Origin of the sequence: Desulfovibrio sp. Huiquan2017, from assembly GCF_017351175.1 — a bacterium.
In the GTDB taxonomy this organism is placed as follows: Bacteria; Desulfobacterota; Desulfovibrionia; order Desulfovibrionales; family Desulfovibrionaceae; genus Pseudodesulfovibrio.
The window spans coordinates 82,491-96,327 of the sequence record NZ_JAFMPN010000006.1 but is presented as its reverse complement, the minus strand read 5'-3'; the positions used below and the strand labels follow the sequence as shown (position 1 = coordinate 96,327).

Sequence of the window (13,837 nt, the reverse complement as noted above, 5' to 3'; positions counted from 1 at the left end):
GGCCATGTTCGGTTTGTTCGAGCACATCCGCACCAGGTTGCTGCGCAGGCGGCGCAGGGAACGCGTGTCCCTGGCCGCCCTGTTCCGGCAGTTCCAGCAGGTGTTGGAACTGAACAACCGCATCCTCACGGCCATCGCCTCCATGCACGACAAGCTCGGCGGGGACTACATCTTCGACGTGCAGTACCTGCGCACCTCCAAGCAGTTCATAGTGGATACGGTCCGGGAGCTTATCGACGCCTTCGACGCCATGGCTCCCGGCCGGTATCCCGGCCTGTACGCCATCTTCCGCGATATCCGCCATAAGCTGGAGAGCGAGATGGAACGTCGTCCGGTCCTGCCCGACGTCATGGCCATGTCCTTTGCGGATATCCGTCTCCAGGACATGGACGCGGCCGGGGCCAAGTCCACCCGTCTGGCCCTGATTGCCGAGGCCTCGGCCGGTGCCGTGCCGTCCGGTTTCGCAGTGACCACCTCGGCCTACCGGCTGTTCATGGAACTCAACGACATCGAGGACGAGATCGTCCGCCTGGAAAAGGCCTGGCGCGACGGGGCCATGACCGTGCAGGAGGCCTCGGGCAAGATCCGGTCGCGCATTCTGGCCGGGTCCATCCCCCCCCGGGTGCGCCGGGCCATGGCCCGCGAGTTGGAGACCCTGCGCCGGGGAGCGGGCGAGGGAATCCTGCGTCTGGCCGTGCGCAGTTCGGCCTGGGGCGAGGACGGCGACCTCTCCTTTGCCGGGCAGTACGAGAGCTTTCTCAACGTCCGGCCCGAGGATCTGCACGACGCCTACCGCAAGGTTCTGGCCTCCACCTATTGTCCGGCGGCCATGGAGTATCGGCGCGAGTACGATTTCAAGCCGGACGAGGTCTTCATGGCCGTGTCCGTGCAGGCCATGGTCGAGGCTCGGACCAGCGGGGTGGTCTATTCCCTGTCCCCGGTCCGGCTCGGCGAGAGCGGGATCGAGATCGCGGCGGCCTGGGGGCTCGGCGCTCCGGTGGTTTCCGGCGAGGTGCCGGCGGACCATTTCCTGGTCTCCCGCGAGCCCGGCCATGGCCTGCTCATGGAGACCGTGGCGCATAAGGCCACGGTCCTGCGCCCCGGGCCCGAAGGGTCCGTGGTCACCGAGGAGGTGGAGGCGTCCCTGTGCGACAAGCCCAGCCTGTCGCCCGGACAGATCCGTCTGCTGGCGGACACGGCCATCCGCCTGGAACAATATTTCAAGAAGCCCCAGGACGTGGAGTTTGCCTTCGCTCCGGACGGCGCGCTCATCGTGCTCCAGTCCCGGCCCCTGCGCATGGAAGTGTGCGACGATCCGCACTCTCCGGATTTGAGCGACGTGCTCAAGGGATACCCGGTGCTGCTCAGCGGCGAAGGCGATGTGGCCCAGCAGGGCGTGGCCTCGGGTCCGGTCTTCGTGGCCTGGGAGGGCCGCGACCTGGAGGAATTCCCGGTGGGCGCGATTCTGGTGGCCCACCTGTCGTCGCCCCAGTATGCAGCAGTCCTGCCCAAGGCCTCGGGGGTGATCACCGACATCGGTTCGCCGCTGGGGCACATGGCCACCATTGCCCGCGAATACAGGGTGCCCGCCCTGCTCAACGTCAGCCGGGCCACGCTGGTGCTCAAGGAGGGCGACGTGGTCACTCTCGATGCCGAGCAGAAGACGGTCTACCAGGGGCTGGTCCGGGAACTGCGCATGCACGACTACCTGTGCGACCATATGGAGGAGACCTACGAGTATCGGCTGCTCAGGCGCATGCTCAAGCTCATCGAGCCCCTCTACCTGGTGGACCCGGAGGAGAACAACTTCACGCCCCAGGGGTGCCGGACCATGCACGACATCGCCCGGTTCATCCACGAAAAGGCCGTGGAGATCCTGACCGAGATTCCAACCTCGTCCGGGGCCGCAGAGGCCTGCCCCGGCGGGCGGCTGGAACTCCCGGTGCCCCTGGACCTGGTGGTCCTGGACATCGGCGGCGGCCTGGACGAATCGTGCGCCGGGGACGGAGACAAGCCGGGGCACAGGCGGACCATCCGCACGGACCAGGTCCGCTCCGAGACTTTGCGCGCCTTCATTTCCGGGGTGACCTCGGAGGGGGTCTGGCAGTCCCAGCCCGTTCCCGTGGACTTTTCAAGCTTCATGTCGAGCATGACCCGGACCTTCTCGGCCGACTCGGCCGGGGTCAGCCGCATGGGCCAGAATCTGGCCGTGGTCTCGGACCGCTACCTGCATCTGAGCCTCAAGCTCGGCTACCACTTCACGCTCATCGATTGCTACAAGAGCGAGGACGACTCGCGCAACAGCGTGCAGTTCCGCTTCGCGGGCGGGGTGACCGGAGCGGTTAGGCGGTCGCGCCGGGCGCGTTTCCTGGCCGAGGTCCTCAACGGGTTCGATTTTTCCGTGACCGTCAAGGACGACTTGGTGGTGGCCCGGGCCAAGGGCTGGATGGCTCGCGATCTGGGTCGGCTCATGCGCATCCTCGGCCTGCTGGTGGCCTACACCCGCCAGTTGGACGTCTCCATGGTCAGCGACTCGGTGATTTACGAGCATTGTCAGGAATTTGAACACATCGCCGAAGAGGCGGTGGGCAATTAGCATTGGAGGTTGGCAACATGACCGGCACATCGAAGACCAGTATTCTCATTCTCGACGACGAACCCATCGTCAGCAAGCGGCTCCAGCCCGCCCTGGAAAAGAAAGGGTACGAGGTGGAGAGCTTCTACGAGAGCGCCAGGGCCATGGCCCGCATCCGGGAGCGGACCTTCGACATCGTCGTCACCGACCTGAAGATGGAAGGGATCGACGGCATGCAGTTCCTGGCTGAGGTGAAGAAGCTGTCGCCGCGCACCGAAGTCATCGTCATCACCGGATTCGCCACCATGGACACGGCCAAGGAGTCCATGCGCAAGGGGGTGTTCGACTTCCTGGCCAAGCCGTTCAAGCTCGGCGAGATCCAGGAAGTGATCAGGAAGGCCGAGGAACACATTCGTCTCGGCGAGTGAAGGAAGGATTTCATGAACCATTCAACAAACGAGGTGCGCCCATGGACATGCTGAAAGCTCTTGTCCCCGTGGAGATGACGTTGGCGTCCAATGTGGCCCTGCGATACCTGTGCCGCAAGGCGGAACTGCTCGGCGTCGCCGTGCAGCCCGTGCACGTGGAGGAACCGGACCACAAGCCGCATTCCTCGGAGACCGGCTGGATCCGCCGCTCCTGGGAATCGGGACTGCGTCAGGCCGGACTTGAGGAGGTGCAGCGCATCCTGAACAGCGAGAAGCTCGACTGCTTCATCCTGCCCAATCCCATCGTCCGGGTGGGCGATCGCGAGGATACCCTGCTGGAGGAACTCCGGCTCGGCGGCTACGATTTCTTCGTGGAAGGGGAGGTGGCCAATTTCAACACCGGGGCCTTCCGCAAGCGGCTGCGTTCCAAGCTCTACCGCCAGATGCCTTGCCCCGTCCTGCTGGTGCGCAACATGATCCAGTCCGACCGGCTGGTTCTGCTCCTGGACGAGAAGACCGACATGGAATCCCTGACGGCCCGTTTTCATCACCTGTTCAATGGCCGGGCCGCGGATTTCGACCTGTGCGCCTACGTCATGGACGACTTGCGCCGCGGTCCCCATCCGGACGAGCTGCTGGCCGAAGGCCGGGATCGGCTCGGCAGGCTCGGCCACGAACCCGCCCGGGCCCTCACGCTGCTCGGCGCGCCCGAGACGGCGGCCCGGAACCTGGGCGACTACGGCATGATCGTGGCCCACCTGGACCGCAGTTCCAACCGCAAATCGCCCCTGACCGAGGTCCTGGGACTGGTCTCCAGCCCCATCCTCATTTGCTGGTAACCGTTTCAAGGGAGAGTTGACATGAAGATTCTCGTCGCCGTGGATGAAAACGCTTACAGCCGGTACGCCGTGCGACAGGCCGCGCGCCTGGCGGCCAACACCTGGGCCGACGTGGTCATGTTGGCCATCGAAAAGAACCGCGCCTACATCGCCGAGGAGGAGTTGGACCCCGGTCACGCCCATCCCCGCCTTCGGCTGCTGAACCGCTACCGGGCCGATTTTCTCGAAGCGCTCGGCCCCGGCGCGGATCTGTACGGCGACCGCGAGGACGCTCCCTTCGTCCGCCGTGAGGACAAGGTCCTGGAACAGGACCTCTCGGGCCGCAAGGGCTTCAAGCTCTGCCTGCGTGGCGGCGATCCGGTCAAGGCCATCACCGCCGAGACCCAGACCGAGGGCTGCGACCTGATTATCCTCGGCTGCGGCCACCACGAGGGCGGCTGGGGCCGGGGCTCGGACGTGCCCGGCAGAGTCGCCGACGCGGCCGATTGCTCGGTCTTCGTCATCCGCGAGGAGTCGGTGACCTCACGGGTGGTCTGCTGCCTGGATCATGCGGATATCTCACAGGAATCGCTGGAGTTGATCAACCAGTGGGTGACCATCTATGCCGCCGGACTCGAAGTGGTTGGCGTGCTCAAGAAGGGCGAACTGCGTGAGGAAGTCGAGTCCAAGATGGGCGAGGTCCTGGACTACTACCTGCGTCGGGATGTCCACGCCCTGATCCGCGTGGTGGATGCGGATTCCCTTGAGACCTTCATCGAATCAGGCCGCAAGGACGACCTCATGGCCCTGTGGCTCAAGCACAAGTCGCCCTTGGAGAAGTTGTTTCATTCCAAAAGGGTCAACGCGTTGGTTAATCACGCCTCCTCATCCATGCTTATCCTGCGCTGACCCGCCGGACCGAACCGGAGATGGAGCCGCCCGAACCTTGCCGGGCGGCTCCATCGCCAACCGCCCCTTCACGGCGTTCCTACCTTTCCGCTCCGGCCCGCCGTTCAGGCGATTCCCTCCGGGGCGGCCCGCAATGTCCCTGTTTTCGTGACTGCCTTGCCGCTTGTGAAAAAACGGTGCAATGATTGCCCGTACAAGACATGTATTATGCTTAATAAAGCATAATCAGGCGTGCGGGATTTCACAACACGCCTCCTGCTTGACCCCGGCCGAACCGGGGCATAGCGGGGAATTGCCAGTGCGGGCTCCGTCCGGACCGGCATCGTTTTCAACATTCTGTCCGCAAGGAGAAAGATCATGTCGTACAAGGAAATGCAGGAAGTCCTGATGCGCGAGCTGCGCCTTTATCATTACCCCGTGGCGGTCAAGTTCTTCTACGACCAGGCCGAACTGGACGCCTTTCACAAGGCGGCCCCGGAAGTTTACACCCCGGTCAAACCCATGACCTTCTGCCAATGGGAGATCGGAGCGCGGATGAAGGGACAGATCGTCTACTCGGGCGAGGCCGGACTGGGCTGCGGCAATGCGCGCTATGGATTCGGCTGGAAGGAACTGGACGAGAGCGAGATCAAGGGCCACGCCAAGTATACCAAGGACCTGGACCAGGCCGAGCGGTTCGTGCGCTCCAAGGCCCGCCTGCCCGAGGGACTGCTCGGCAGCGCCGTGGCCCCGCTGGGCTCCGTGGACGGCCTGTACGAGCCGGATACCGTGCACTTCTACTGCGACAACATGCAGGCCTATCATCTGGCCGTTGACTATATGGCGGCCACGGACACCCACCCCCTGCGCCCGACCATCACCATGAACTCCTCGGCCTGCGGCGGCAACGTGCACTCCTTCATGGCCCAGGAATTCAATATGCTCCCGGCCTGTTCGGGCAGCTATAATGCGGGCAAGACCGAGCGTGGCGAAATCAACGTGATCATTCCGGGCAAGCAGTTCGGCGCGGTCTTCGACCGGCTCATGGCGCGCATCGAAGCGGGCAGCAGCTCCATCACCCGGCCCGGCGACGGTTTCCCCGGCGCGGACGTGTGCAAGAACTGTCCGTTGATCATCTTCAAGAAGGAACAATAGGCGGGGCTTCCCCCAAGCCCGTCCGCGCCGGATCGAGGTGCGGCGTCCGACGCGGACGGTGAAGGGGAGGGTGGCCCGGGTGGCGTGGGCCGTCATGCCGACGAACGGGAGGAGGTGGCCCGCCGTCAGGCTTCGTTTGCTTCGCAGGCCATGGTCAGGGCATGGCGGCGGCGATAGTGCGAACAATATTGCATGCGCATTTCGTGCGGCATGGCGTTGCGCCCGCAGCCGACGGTATCGCGCGGCGCGTCGGGCGCGGTCCGGCTGGCCAGCAGGCGGGCCAATTCCTGCGCCCGGGCGAGGAGCGGATATTCGTACATGTCGAGTTCGAGCCAGGGTATGCCCGCTCCCTCGACGGCCTCGCGGGTGAAGGGCGAGCCGGGCGCGTCCATCTCCGGGGAGTGGACGAACAGGGCTTCGGGCCAGTCCGCGCGCGCCGGACCGGCATAGGGCTCGGTGAAGCCGCGCCGGGGAAACGGTGCCAGGAGCGAGGTTATGTCCTCGCCGCATTCCAACCAATGGAGGGGGCCGGACACGAACGGAGCCACCTCCGTGGCCTCGCTGTTGCCGTCGATGGCGTCGGCCAGATCGGCGGGGCAGACCTCCATGAAACTCTTGCCGGGCTCGGGCAGCACGGCGTCCCAGAAGACCAGGGCGGATACGGCCGAAGGCAGGGCGTGGGCCAGGGCCGGGCCGAGCAGGCCCGACCAGCCGGTGCAGACCAGGACCGCGTCGCGCAGGTTTTCGGCCTCGGCATAGCGGATCAGGTTGTCCAGGGCCGTCCCGGCCGGACTGTCCGCGTTTTCCGGGCCGAAGGGCAGGGTGCGTCCGGCGAAGCTCGGGGTGTGGACCTCGTGGCCGAGGTCGCGCAGTTCGCGGGCCGTCTGGCGCCAGACCCAGCCGCCCTGAAACGCATCGTGCAAAAGAACGAAGAGTGCCATGTTTCACCTCATCCGGGTTGCGCATCGGTCGGCTGGGCGCGGCGCGGAGGCCGCGAGCGCTTCGGGATGCCGTTTTTCATCCGGGGACCGCATCTAGCTCCCGGTCTCCTCCAGGGCGCAGGCCGCGAAGCGGTCGTCGCTGCGCCGGGTGGCCGCATTGCACGACTTGCCCTCGAACCAGCCCACGCGGTCGGCGGGCCAGACGTCGAAGTCCGGGACGTAGGGCTTGATGTCGATGACCGGCGTGCCGTCCAGCACGTCCACGTTATTCAGGATGACCCCCTCTTCCGAAACCCCGCACAGGGACATGACCGACAGCCCCAGCGGATTGGGCCGCTTGGGTGAGCGCGTGGCGAAGATGCCGTGCGGGTTCTTGTCCAAGAAGGGGACCACGGTCAGGTCCTGCCCCTGTATCTCGTGCAGGTGGTAGAGGATGATCAGGTGCGAAAATCCCTCGATATCCCTCAACCCCTCGCGGAATTCGGGCAGCACCTGGATGGTCCCCTTGACGCCTCTGGCCCCGGAAGGCTGGATGGGCATGCCCGTGATGCTCTTGTGCGGGGTGTGGAAATATCCGATGGGTCTGTAGTGAATCTGCATTGGGTACGCCTTGTTTGGTGTGTTGTGCTCAACAAAGCATACAACATGCCAATATGTGGATCTAATTATTTCAGCATGTTGAAAGGTCGGCGTGCCTACAATTTCTGCACTTGCATACAAAATTGAAATAACTTTCCTACATAAGTGTCGTTTTCCTGCGCAGCCTTTCCGGCCGATTCCGGGAAAGCGCGCCGGTTTCGAGTGTGCGTTCACGCGGACATACGGAGGATGGCTGTGCGGCAAGGCGCACAATAAAAGCGGGGGCATAACCAGGGGGGATTTTATAACATACTATAAATAAATAACAAAATGAAAGTGGAGTTGCTTGGTACGCTTCTTGTTCCCTGAAGGCTCAGGTTATCCGTGAGACGTTGAAACACAGCTTTTCAGGAAAGAGGAATATGCAACACACATTCAGACTATTGGCCCTTGCCTTGGCCCTGTTCCTCGCCCTGCCGGGCGCAGGCGCTGCCGCAACCGACCCGCACGGCCTGTCGCCGGCAGGGGACATGACCTTCCTGCCGCACTTGGCGGGGCTGCGCAACAAGGTCTTCAAGAACCAGGTCGGGCAGAAGAAGAGCCTGACCGAGGCCATCGTCCTGCGCGGCAGCGAGATCGCCGACGGCAAGGCCACGGTCCAGCCGGGCGGGCTGTTCTATCTGTCCGAGACCTCCCACGACGCCCGGCCGCTCCTGCGCGATCCGTTCTTGGTTCTGGGCGAGCACGCCTACCTGGTGGACCTCAAGACCGCCACACGAACCTTTCGCGATGTGGCCCTGAAAAAGGGCGACCGCACACCGCTGGGCGATTCGGGCTACCGGCTGTGGTTCGATTATTCCACGGACCATTACGACGTGCCTTACGGCGAGTTCGCGGTCATTTCCCCGTCCGGTGGATTTCCCCTGGAATTCCCCATCGCCTCGCGGTTTCCCAAACGCGAGGAGGTCCGGGACATCCACCTGAAGGAAGGGCTCAACCCGCAGCTCGAAAAGTTCTATCTGGACAACACCTACTATTTCGGGGCCAGCAAATACGTGGCCCGCGACGTGGATTTCGACACCGCCGAGTTCGAGTCCATCGAGTTCCCGGAGATCACCGAGGCGACTTTCTCCATGCAGCGTCCGGTCATTCTCGAAGTGCGCCAGGAAGACTTTCGCTACTATTCCAACAAGCGCATCTACGCCTTCCGGCGGCCCGACGGCTTCCTGGTCCGGGTGACCAACTTCACGGGCAGCGAGGTGCTGGCCGAGAAGTTGGTCAGGCCCACCACGGCCCAGGAGTACAAGACCCGCCCGGACGAGGTGGACAAGTACCAGTTGACCGTCCCGGAGCTGGACATGCGCGTGGAGATCGTCATCGACCCGACCTTCCTCAAGGATTCGGATTTTGTGCCCTGGTCCACGGGCAAGGCCCACGGCTATTCCTCGGGCAATTTTTCCTTCGTCGTCTACCGTGGCCTGGTCACGGTCAGGAACGGCGAGCCCTGGCCCCTGGACACGCGCTACAACGTGGTCCTGGAGCCCAACCTCAAAACCGGCATGCTTCACCGGCTGCTGCTCGAGAACAACCGGCCCATCACCTTCGACAAGGATCACGATGTCTACGCGGGGCCGGTCAAGTACTCGGATGTCTGGAACCGCCCGGCCTTCAAGGTGGTCGTGGACGGTCTGGACGGGGACGTGGTTCGCGACCTGTACGTCCGCGATTACTATTTCATGCGCACGGACAACATGGTCCTGTGGCCCGAGGAAGGGAAAAACAGCATCGACTTTTTCCTCGGCTCCTCGCCGGTCCTGGAGCCGATCATCGAGCGTTCCTTTCTGACGCGGCTGGCCGATTCCTCCTACGGCACCGTGGTGGAGGAGTCCAAGTTCACCTCCTACCCCAAGGTCATTTCTGACGCCTCCTTCTACGAGCCGGACCACACCGCCCCCTTCGTGCCCCGGCTCAAGGGGCTCATGCGCAAGGTCTCGCGCAACCGCAAGGGCGAGCGGCTCCTGTCCGCCGAGGCCATTGTGGTCCGGGGATCCTACGTGGACTACCGCAACAACCGCGTGGTCATTCCTCCGGCGGGGCTGTGCTATACCTCGCGCAACGCGCGCAACATCCGCACCCTGGCGGGCGAAAGCTTCTTCCTGCTCGGCAAGCGCGCCTATCTGACCACCTTCGATTCCGGGACGTTCGTGCGCAAGGATTTCGACCTGGATTTCTGGAAGAACCAACCCATGGGCGACGGCAACCTGATGTACTGGCAGGACGAACTGCTTGGCGTGCGCAATAAGGCGCTGCGCTACACCGGCATGTCCTACCTGGACGACCGCCCCGTGGCCTCGCTTTCGCTGATGAAGTACTCCGGCAACCGCTGGGGCGCGCACTTCTACCTGGCTCAGGGATTCAGCGAGGATAAGTCGGCCCGTGACCGCTACTTCATGCCCGACCTCTTCTCCGAGGGCGCGACCTACATTCAGCCCGAGTACATCGGCTCCAACTACGTCAAGATCAAGGAGTTCGGCACCCCGTCTCTGCAAGGCATCAGCTACACCTACAAGAAGCCCGGCGAAAAGGCCTTGGGCGTGGGTGACACGGCCAAGCTCGGCACGTATGTCCTGCGCTGCGACGGCCTGGATGAACAGGCCGGAACCATCGCCTTGTCCCTGCTGGACAAATCGGGCAGTCCGGTCGCCCAAAAGACCGTGGGCCCGCTCAATGCCGAGACCCGCAAGTTGCTGCCCCAGCACGAACATACCGCCCGCATGATGCAGTTCAAGGCCGGTTCGGTTCTGGCCGAGATGGACCTGGAAACCCCGTTTGAGGACGGCAAGGCCCATCTCTGGCTGTACACCGGCATCCAGGAGCTTCAGCGCGACACCCCGTTCGAGTTCGATCCGCGCTTCATGGTCCGCCCGGACGTATGCGGCCATTGCTACCAGCTCAACGAGGTGCTCCTCGACAACCCCGAGGCCATCGTCCTGGACAAGGATCATCCTGTGTTCGAAGGCCCGAAGAACGAGAAGGGCGAACCGCTGTTCCGCCTTGTTCTCGATAGTTTTGACGGCGAGATGGTCCATGCCTGGCATATCGAGACCGAGTACAAGGGCGAGATCGAGAAGACCGACAACCTGGCCTTCCGCCCGCGCAACAATGTGGACGTGCTGGTCGGCGTCAACGGGACCATCGAGGGCTTCCTGCGGCTGTCCATGCTGCCGCGCCTGGGCTTCATGGACCATTGGCGCGTGGGCTCCAAGGCCCCGGACGAAAAGGTCAGCGGTTCGGTGAATACCGGCGGCTCCGCCCATATCCGCCGGTAACGGTCCAAGACATCACGAGGAAAACCAATGAATACCGATAGCATGGCAATAGACTACGAGTTGGGCCGCAAATCCTGGCTCAGCGCTCTGTACGGCTTGAAGGCGGTCCTGCCCGGCCTGCTGGCGATGTTCTTCATCGCCATCTTCAGCAACAAGTTGGCCGGGGTGCCCAATCCGTTCACCCTGCACAACCTGTTCGTCTGGCTGGACGGGGTCATCGGCCCGGTGCACCACCAGTCCTTCTTTCAGGTCCTGAACTCCAACTTCGTTTGGAACCCGCTGCTGCTGGGCCTGATCATCGGCAACGTCTTCGGCGTGCCGGACTGCTGGAAGCGGGGCTTGTCCTACATCCACATGCTTATGCCTCTGGGCATCATCATGCTGGCCCCACACTTTATGATCGGCCATGCCTTCAAGCTCGGCTTGGCCCCGATCCTGATCTGTACCGCGTTCCTGTTCCTGACCGCCACCCTGACCCTGTGGATCGCGAAGCTCTTCAGGCTCGACGACCGCCATGGAGCCATCATCGCGGGCGGGCTGGCCACTGGCGACCCCCACGCCTGCGCCATTCTCATGCCGTTGATCAAGGCCAAGGGCGGCCAGGTGGTCCATGCCACGGCCTGCGTCATCGGTTTCGGGCTTGTCTCCATGTATCTGCTCCCCGTGCTCGGGGAGTGGGTCGGGTTGACCCCCAAGGCGCTTGGCCTGGCCTCGGTGGTCGGCGTGGGCAACGGCGCCCAGTCCCTGTTCGCGGCCTTCGGCTCCGGCTATGAAGCGGGCCGCTGGGCCACCTGGTTCGACGTGGGCCGCCATGTGATCATGCCCGCGGGCTTTCTCTACGTCTTCATCGTGATGTTCGTGCGCAAGCTGAGACGCCGCAACGACGAGACGGTCATGGCCACGCGCGGCATCAAGACCTTCCCGCTCTGGCTGGCCGTGTTCATTTTCCTGTGGGCCCTGGCCTGCCTGCACCTGTTCAAGGAACCCGCCCATCGCGCCATCTTCGAGATGGTCAAATGGGACTTCTCCCTGGCCGCGGCCGCGCTCGGCCTGTCCATATCCTTTCGCGAGATCACGCGGCACGGCCTCAAGGGCGTGGCGGTGACCGTGGTCGCCGGGCTTTTGCGCATCGCCCTGCTTCTCGCGGCCCTGACGATCTGCGTCAAAACAGGCCTGTTCGCGGCCTAGGAGGAACGAGATGAACAGACATCCGCACACCACCGACGAAACCGGCTTCGACTTCATGGCCAACAAGGGCGTGGAGGAGCAGGACCGGGACACCCTCGGCATCCTCTTCGCCCTGGCGGTCATGGTCGTCATCACCGTCAGCCAATACCTGGGCCTGCTCTAGGAGGAGATCATGCACGGCATCTACTACGTCATCCTGCCTTTGTTCGCGGTCCTGCTGGTCTTTCTGACCACGGCAGCCCTGTACCTGGGCGTGTTCAAGGCGGGCCGCGACACGGCCTCGGCCTTCCGCAAAACCGTTTCCGGCATCGCCAGCGGAGCCATCTCCTGCCTGGCCTGGTTCTTTATGTACAGCCATCAGTATCTCGGCTGGTAAATCCCGTTTAGGAGTATTGATCATGAAAAAGATCTGCATCGCATTCGCCCTGCTTCTGGCCTTGGCCCTGTCCGCCACCACCGTCTTTGCCGGGGACAATTCCGGCAAGCTCAACCTCAACGTGGCCACCGTGGAACAGCTTGAGGCCATCGACGGCGTCAGTCACGAGCTGGCCGAGGAGATCGTCAAGACCCGCACCGAAAACGGCGAGTTCGTGGACATGTCCGAACTGCTCGACATCGACGGCGTGGACAACGCCCTGCTGCGCAAGCTCGAAAAGGTCATCTACATAGAGCCCGCATCGGATTGCAATTGTTAGTGGGGAGGAGCGCATGAACCGCCTTTTGCTGATTGTGGCCGCCGCCTGCTTCGCCCTCTCCCTGGCGGCGGCCGTGTCCTATGCCGAGCTGTTCGGCGACTACGTGGGCTACACCGCCTGCGTGGAGTGCCATGCCGACATCGTCAAGGGGTGGAAGACCACTCCCCACGCCAACGCCTTCGAGGATCTCCGGCAACAGGGCGAGGAGAAACAGTCCGTGCCGGGCTGCGTGCGTTGCCATGTAGTGGCCATGGACGCGGACGGCGGATTCATCGACATGGACCTGACTCCGGAGCTTAAGGACGTCCAGTGCGAGGCCTGCCACGGCCCCGGACGGAAGCACGTCCAATCGCAGGACCCGGCCGATATCGTCGCCAGGCCCGGCGAGGAGGCATGTCGCGTCTGCCACACCGAGGGGCAGGACCGCAACTTCGACTACAAGGTCAAATCCCGTCTCGTGCACGGGGAACAATAAGGAACAAGCAATGAAAGTGCGTACCATAACCGTGGCCCTGGCCATGGTCCTGTGTCTGGCCGCGTCCGCGTTCGCGAGCCAGTTGAAGATCAGCGAGACCCAGGTCCGGTTCGGCAACATGAAGGAAGGCCCCAACGCGGAAAAGACCATCACCCTGACCAACGTCTCGGGCGAAGAGGCCGTGGTGGCCAACGTCTCCACCAGTTGCGCCTGCACCACCACCAAATTGGACAAGACCACCCTGGCCCCGGGCGAGACCGCGACCATGGTCATCACCTACCACACCCTCAAGTACCCCGGTAAGTTCGACAAGACGGTCCACGTCTTTACCGGCGAGAATGGCGGGGCCGAGGACGTCATCCACATTGTCGGCTACGTAGACCCCATCCCCATGGGGGTCATGGAGGTGGAGCCGCGCAAAATCGAGCTCGGGACCCTCAAGGCCGGGCTGCCCAACGATGTGTCTCTCACGGTGACCAATGCGGGCGACGCGCCCATGACGGTCACGGCGCTCCAGTCGCAGAAGTTCCGCAAGACATACTGGCAGGGCGAACTGGTTGTGCCCTCCGGGCAGTCCGCGAAGATCGCCTTCACCCTGGAAGGGTTGTCCTCCGGCCGTTTCCTGGACATGGTCATGGTCCACTCGGACGCTCGCAACGACATTGGCAAGGGGTACAAGGCCGTCCTCATCGGCACCGTGAAATAATGTCCCAAGGAACAATGATGAACCGACGTTTCATCAACCTCCTCTCACCGAACTCCCCCG

The 13,837-nt window shown here is 63.3% G+C and carries 14 protein-coding genes; 12 read left to right on the top strand and 2 right to left on the bottom strand.

Annotated elements, in window-relative coordinates:
- Positions 1–4 precede the first annotated feature (4 nt).
- The 5 genes from J0909_RS06355 to J0909_RS06335 all read left to right on the top strand — a co-directional run bounded on the left by J0909_RS06355 (position 5) and on the right by J0909_RS06335 (position 5,864).
- Positions 5–2,596, top strand: coding sequence for a PEP/pyruvate-binding domain-containing protein (locus J0909_RS06355; RefSeq protein WP_207261411.1), 2,592 nt, complete (start codon positions 5–7; stop codon positions 2,594–2,596).
- Positions 2,597–2,613: 17 nt separating this feature from the next.
- Complete coding sequence (locus J0909_RS06350) at positions 2,614–3,003, top strand: response regulator (protein ID WP_207261409.1); 390 nt, start codon at positions 2,614–2,616, stop codon at positions 3,001–3,003.
- Between the two features lie 41 nt (positions 3,004–3,044).
- Positions 3,045–3,842: a putative universal stress family protein gene (locus tag J0909_RS06345; RefSeq protein WP_207261407.1), complete on the top strand. Its 798-nt coding sequence runs from the start codon at positions 3,045–3,047 to the stop codon at positions 3,840–3,842.
- Positions 3,843–3,863: 21 nt separating this feature from the next.
- Positions 3,864–4,730 (top strand): universal stress protein, encoded by an 867-nt coding sequence (locus J0909_RS06340; RefSeq protein ID WP_207261405.1) that lies wholly within the window; start codon positions 3,864–3,866, stop codon positions 4,728–4,730.
- Between the two features lie 357 nt (positions 4,731–5,087).
- Positions 5,088–5,864 (top strand): DUF169 domain-containing protein, encoded by a 777-nt coding sequence (locus tag J0909_RS06335; RefSeq protein WP_207261403.1) that lies wholly within the window; start codon positions 5,088–5,090, stop codon positions 5,862–5,864.
- Positions 5,865–5,989: 125 nt separating this feature from the next.
- Here the strand turns inward: J0909_RS06335 and J0909_RS06330 are convergent, their stop codons facing one another.
- Positions 5,990–6,805 (bottom strand): alpha/beta fold hydrolase, encoded by an 816-nt coding sequence (locus tag J0909_RS06330; protein ID WP_207261401.1) that lies wholly within the window; start codon positions 6,803–6,805, stop codon positions 5,990–5,992.
- 93 nt (positions 6,806–6,898) lie between these two features.
- On the bottom strand, positions 6,899–7,405 hold the full coding sequence (gene tsaA, locus J0909_RS06325; RefSeq protein ID WP_207261399.1) for a tRNA (N6-threonylcarbamoyladenosine(37)-N6)-methyltransferase TrmO: 507 nt from the start codon (positions 7,403–7,405) through the stop codon (positions 6,899–6,901).
- A gap of 401 nt (positions 7,406–7,806) precedes the next feature.
- On the opposite strand from tsaA, the gene J0909_RS06320 reads away from it, so the two are divergent.
- Genes J0909_RS06320 through J0909_RS06290 form a run of 7 tightly spaced genes read left to right on the top strand, consistent with a single transcriptional unit; the run spans position 7,807 to position 13,777 of the window.
- Entirely contained in the window at positions 7,807–10,713 is a 2,907-nt protein-coding gene (locus J0909_RS06320; RefSeq protein ID WP_207261397.1) for a hypothetical protein, read from the top strand.
- 27 nt (positions 10,714–10,740) lie between these two features.
- Positions 10,741–11,901 carry a putative sulfate exporter family transporter gene (locus tag J0909_RS06315; protein ID WP_207261395.1) on the top strand — a complete coding sequence of 387 codons (1,161 nt, stop codon included), beginning with the start codon at positions 10,741–10,743 and terminating at the stop codon, positions 11,899–11,901.
- Positions 11,902–11,911: 10 nt separating this feature from the next.
- Positions 11,912–12,064, top strand: coding sequence for a hypothetical protein (locus J0909_RS06310; protein WP_207261393.1), 153 nt, complete (start codon positions 11,912–11,914; stop codon positions 12,062–12,064).
- Between the two features lie 9 nt (positions 12,065–12,073).
- Positions 12,074–12,277, top strand: a complete 204-nt coding sequence (locus tag J0909_RS06305; RefSeq protein WP_207261391.1) for a hypothetical protein — start codon at positions 12,074–12,076, stop codon at positions 12,275–12,277.
- Between the two features lie 22 nt (positions 12,278–12,299).
- Complete coding sequence (locus J0909_RS06300; RefSeq protein WP_207261390.1) at positions 12,300–12,596, top strand: ComEA family DNA-binding protein; 297 nt, start codon at positions 12,300–12,302, stop codon at positions 12,594–12,596.
- Between the two features lie 13 nt (positions 12,597–12,609).
- Positions 12,610–13,071, top strand: a complete 462-nt coding sequence (locus tag J0909_RS06295; RefSeq protein ID WP_207261388.1) for a cytochrome c family protein — start codon at positions 12,610–12,612, stop codon at positions 13,069–13,071.
- 10 nt (positions 13,072–13,081) lie between these two features.
- Positions 13,082–13,777, top strand: coding sequence for a DUF1573 domain-containing protein (locus J0909_RS06290; RefSeq protein ID WP_207261386.1), 696 nt, complete (start codon positions 13,082–13,084; stop codon positions 13,775–13,777).
- Positions 13,778–13,837: the final 60 nt, after the last annotated feature.

Coding starts and splice junctions, on each gene's coding strand:
- J0909_RS06310 (WP_207261393.1), top strand. CDS start 11,912: ATGAACAGACATCCGCACACCACCGACGAAACCGGCTTCGACTTCATG.
- J0909_RS06355 (WP_207261411.1), top strand. CDS start 5: ATGTTCGGTTTGTTCGAGCACATCCGCACCAGGTTGCTGCGCAGGCGG.
- J0909_RS06295 (WP_207261388.1), top strand. CDS start 12,610: ATGAACCGCCTTTTGCTGATTGTGGCCGCCGCCTGCTTCGCCCTCTCC.
- J0909_RS06320 (WP_207261397.1), top strand. CDS start 7,807: ATGCAACACACATTCAGACTATTGGCCCTTGCCTTGGCCCTGTTCCTC.
- J0909_RS06335 (WP_207261403.1), top strand. CDS start 5,088: ATGTCGTACAAGGAAATGCAGGAAGTCCTGATGCGCGAGCTGCGCCTT.
- tsaA (WP_207261399.1), bottom strand. CDS start 7,405: ATGCAGATTCACTACAGACCCATCGGATATTTCCACACCCCGCACAAG.
- J0909_RS06340 (WP_207261405.1), top strand. CDS start 3,864: ATGAAGATTCTCGTCGCCGTGGATGAAAACGCTTACAGCCGGTACGCC.
- J0909_RS06305 (WP_207261391.1), top strand. CDS start 12,074: ATGCACGGCATCTACTACGTCATCCTGCCTTTGTTCGCGGTCCTGCTG.
- J0909_RS06315 (WP_207261395.1), top strand. CDS start 10,741: ATGAATACCGATAGCATGGCAATAGACTACGAGTTGGGCCGCAAATCC.
- J0909_RS06330 (WP_207261401.1), bottom strand. CDS start 6,805: ATGGCACTCTTCGTTCTTTTGCACGATGCGTTTCAGGGCGGCTGGGTC.
- J0909_RS06300 (WP_207261390.1), top strand. CDS start 12,300: ATGAAAAAGATCTGCATCGCATTCGCCCTGCTTCTGGCCTTGGCCCTG.
- J0909_RS06350 (WP_207261409.1), top strand. CDS start 2,614: ATGACCGGCACATCGAAGACCAGTATTCTCATTCTCGACGACGAACCC.
- J0909_RS06290 (WP_207261386.1), top strand. CDS start 13,082: ATGAAAGTGCGTACCATAACCGTGGCCCTGGCCATGGTCCTGTGTCTG.
- J0909_RS06345 (WP_207261407.1), top strand. CDS start 3,045: ATGGACATGCTGAAAGCTCTTGTCCCCGTGGAGATGACGTTGGCGTCC.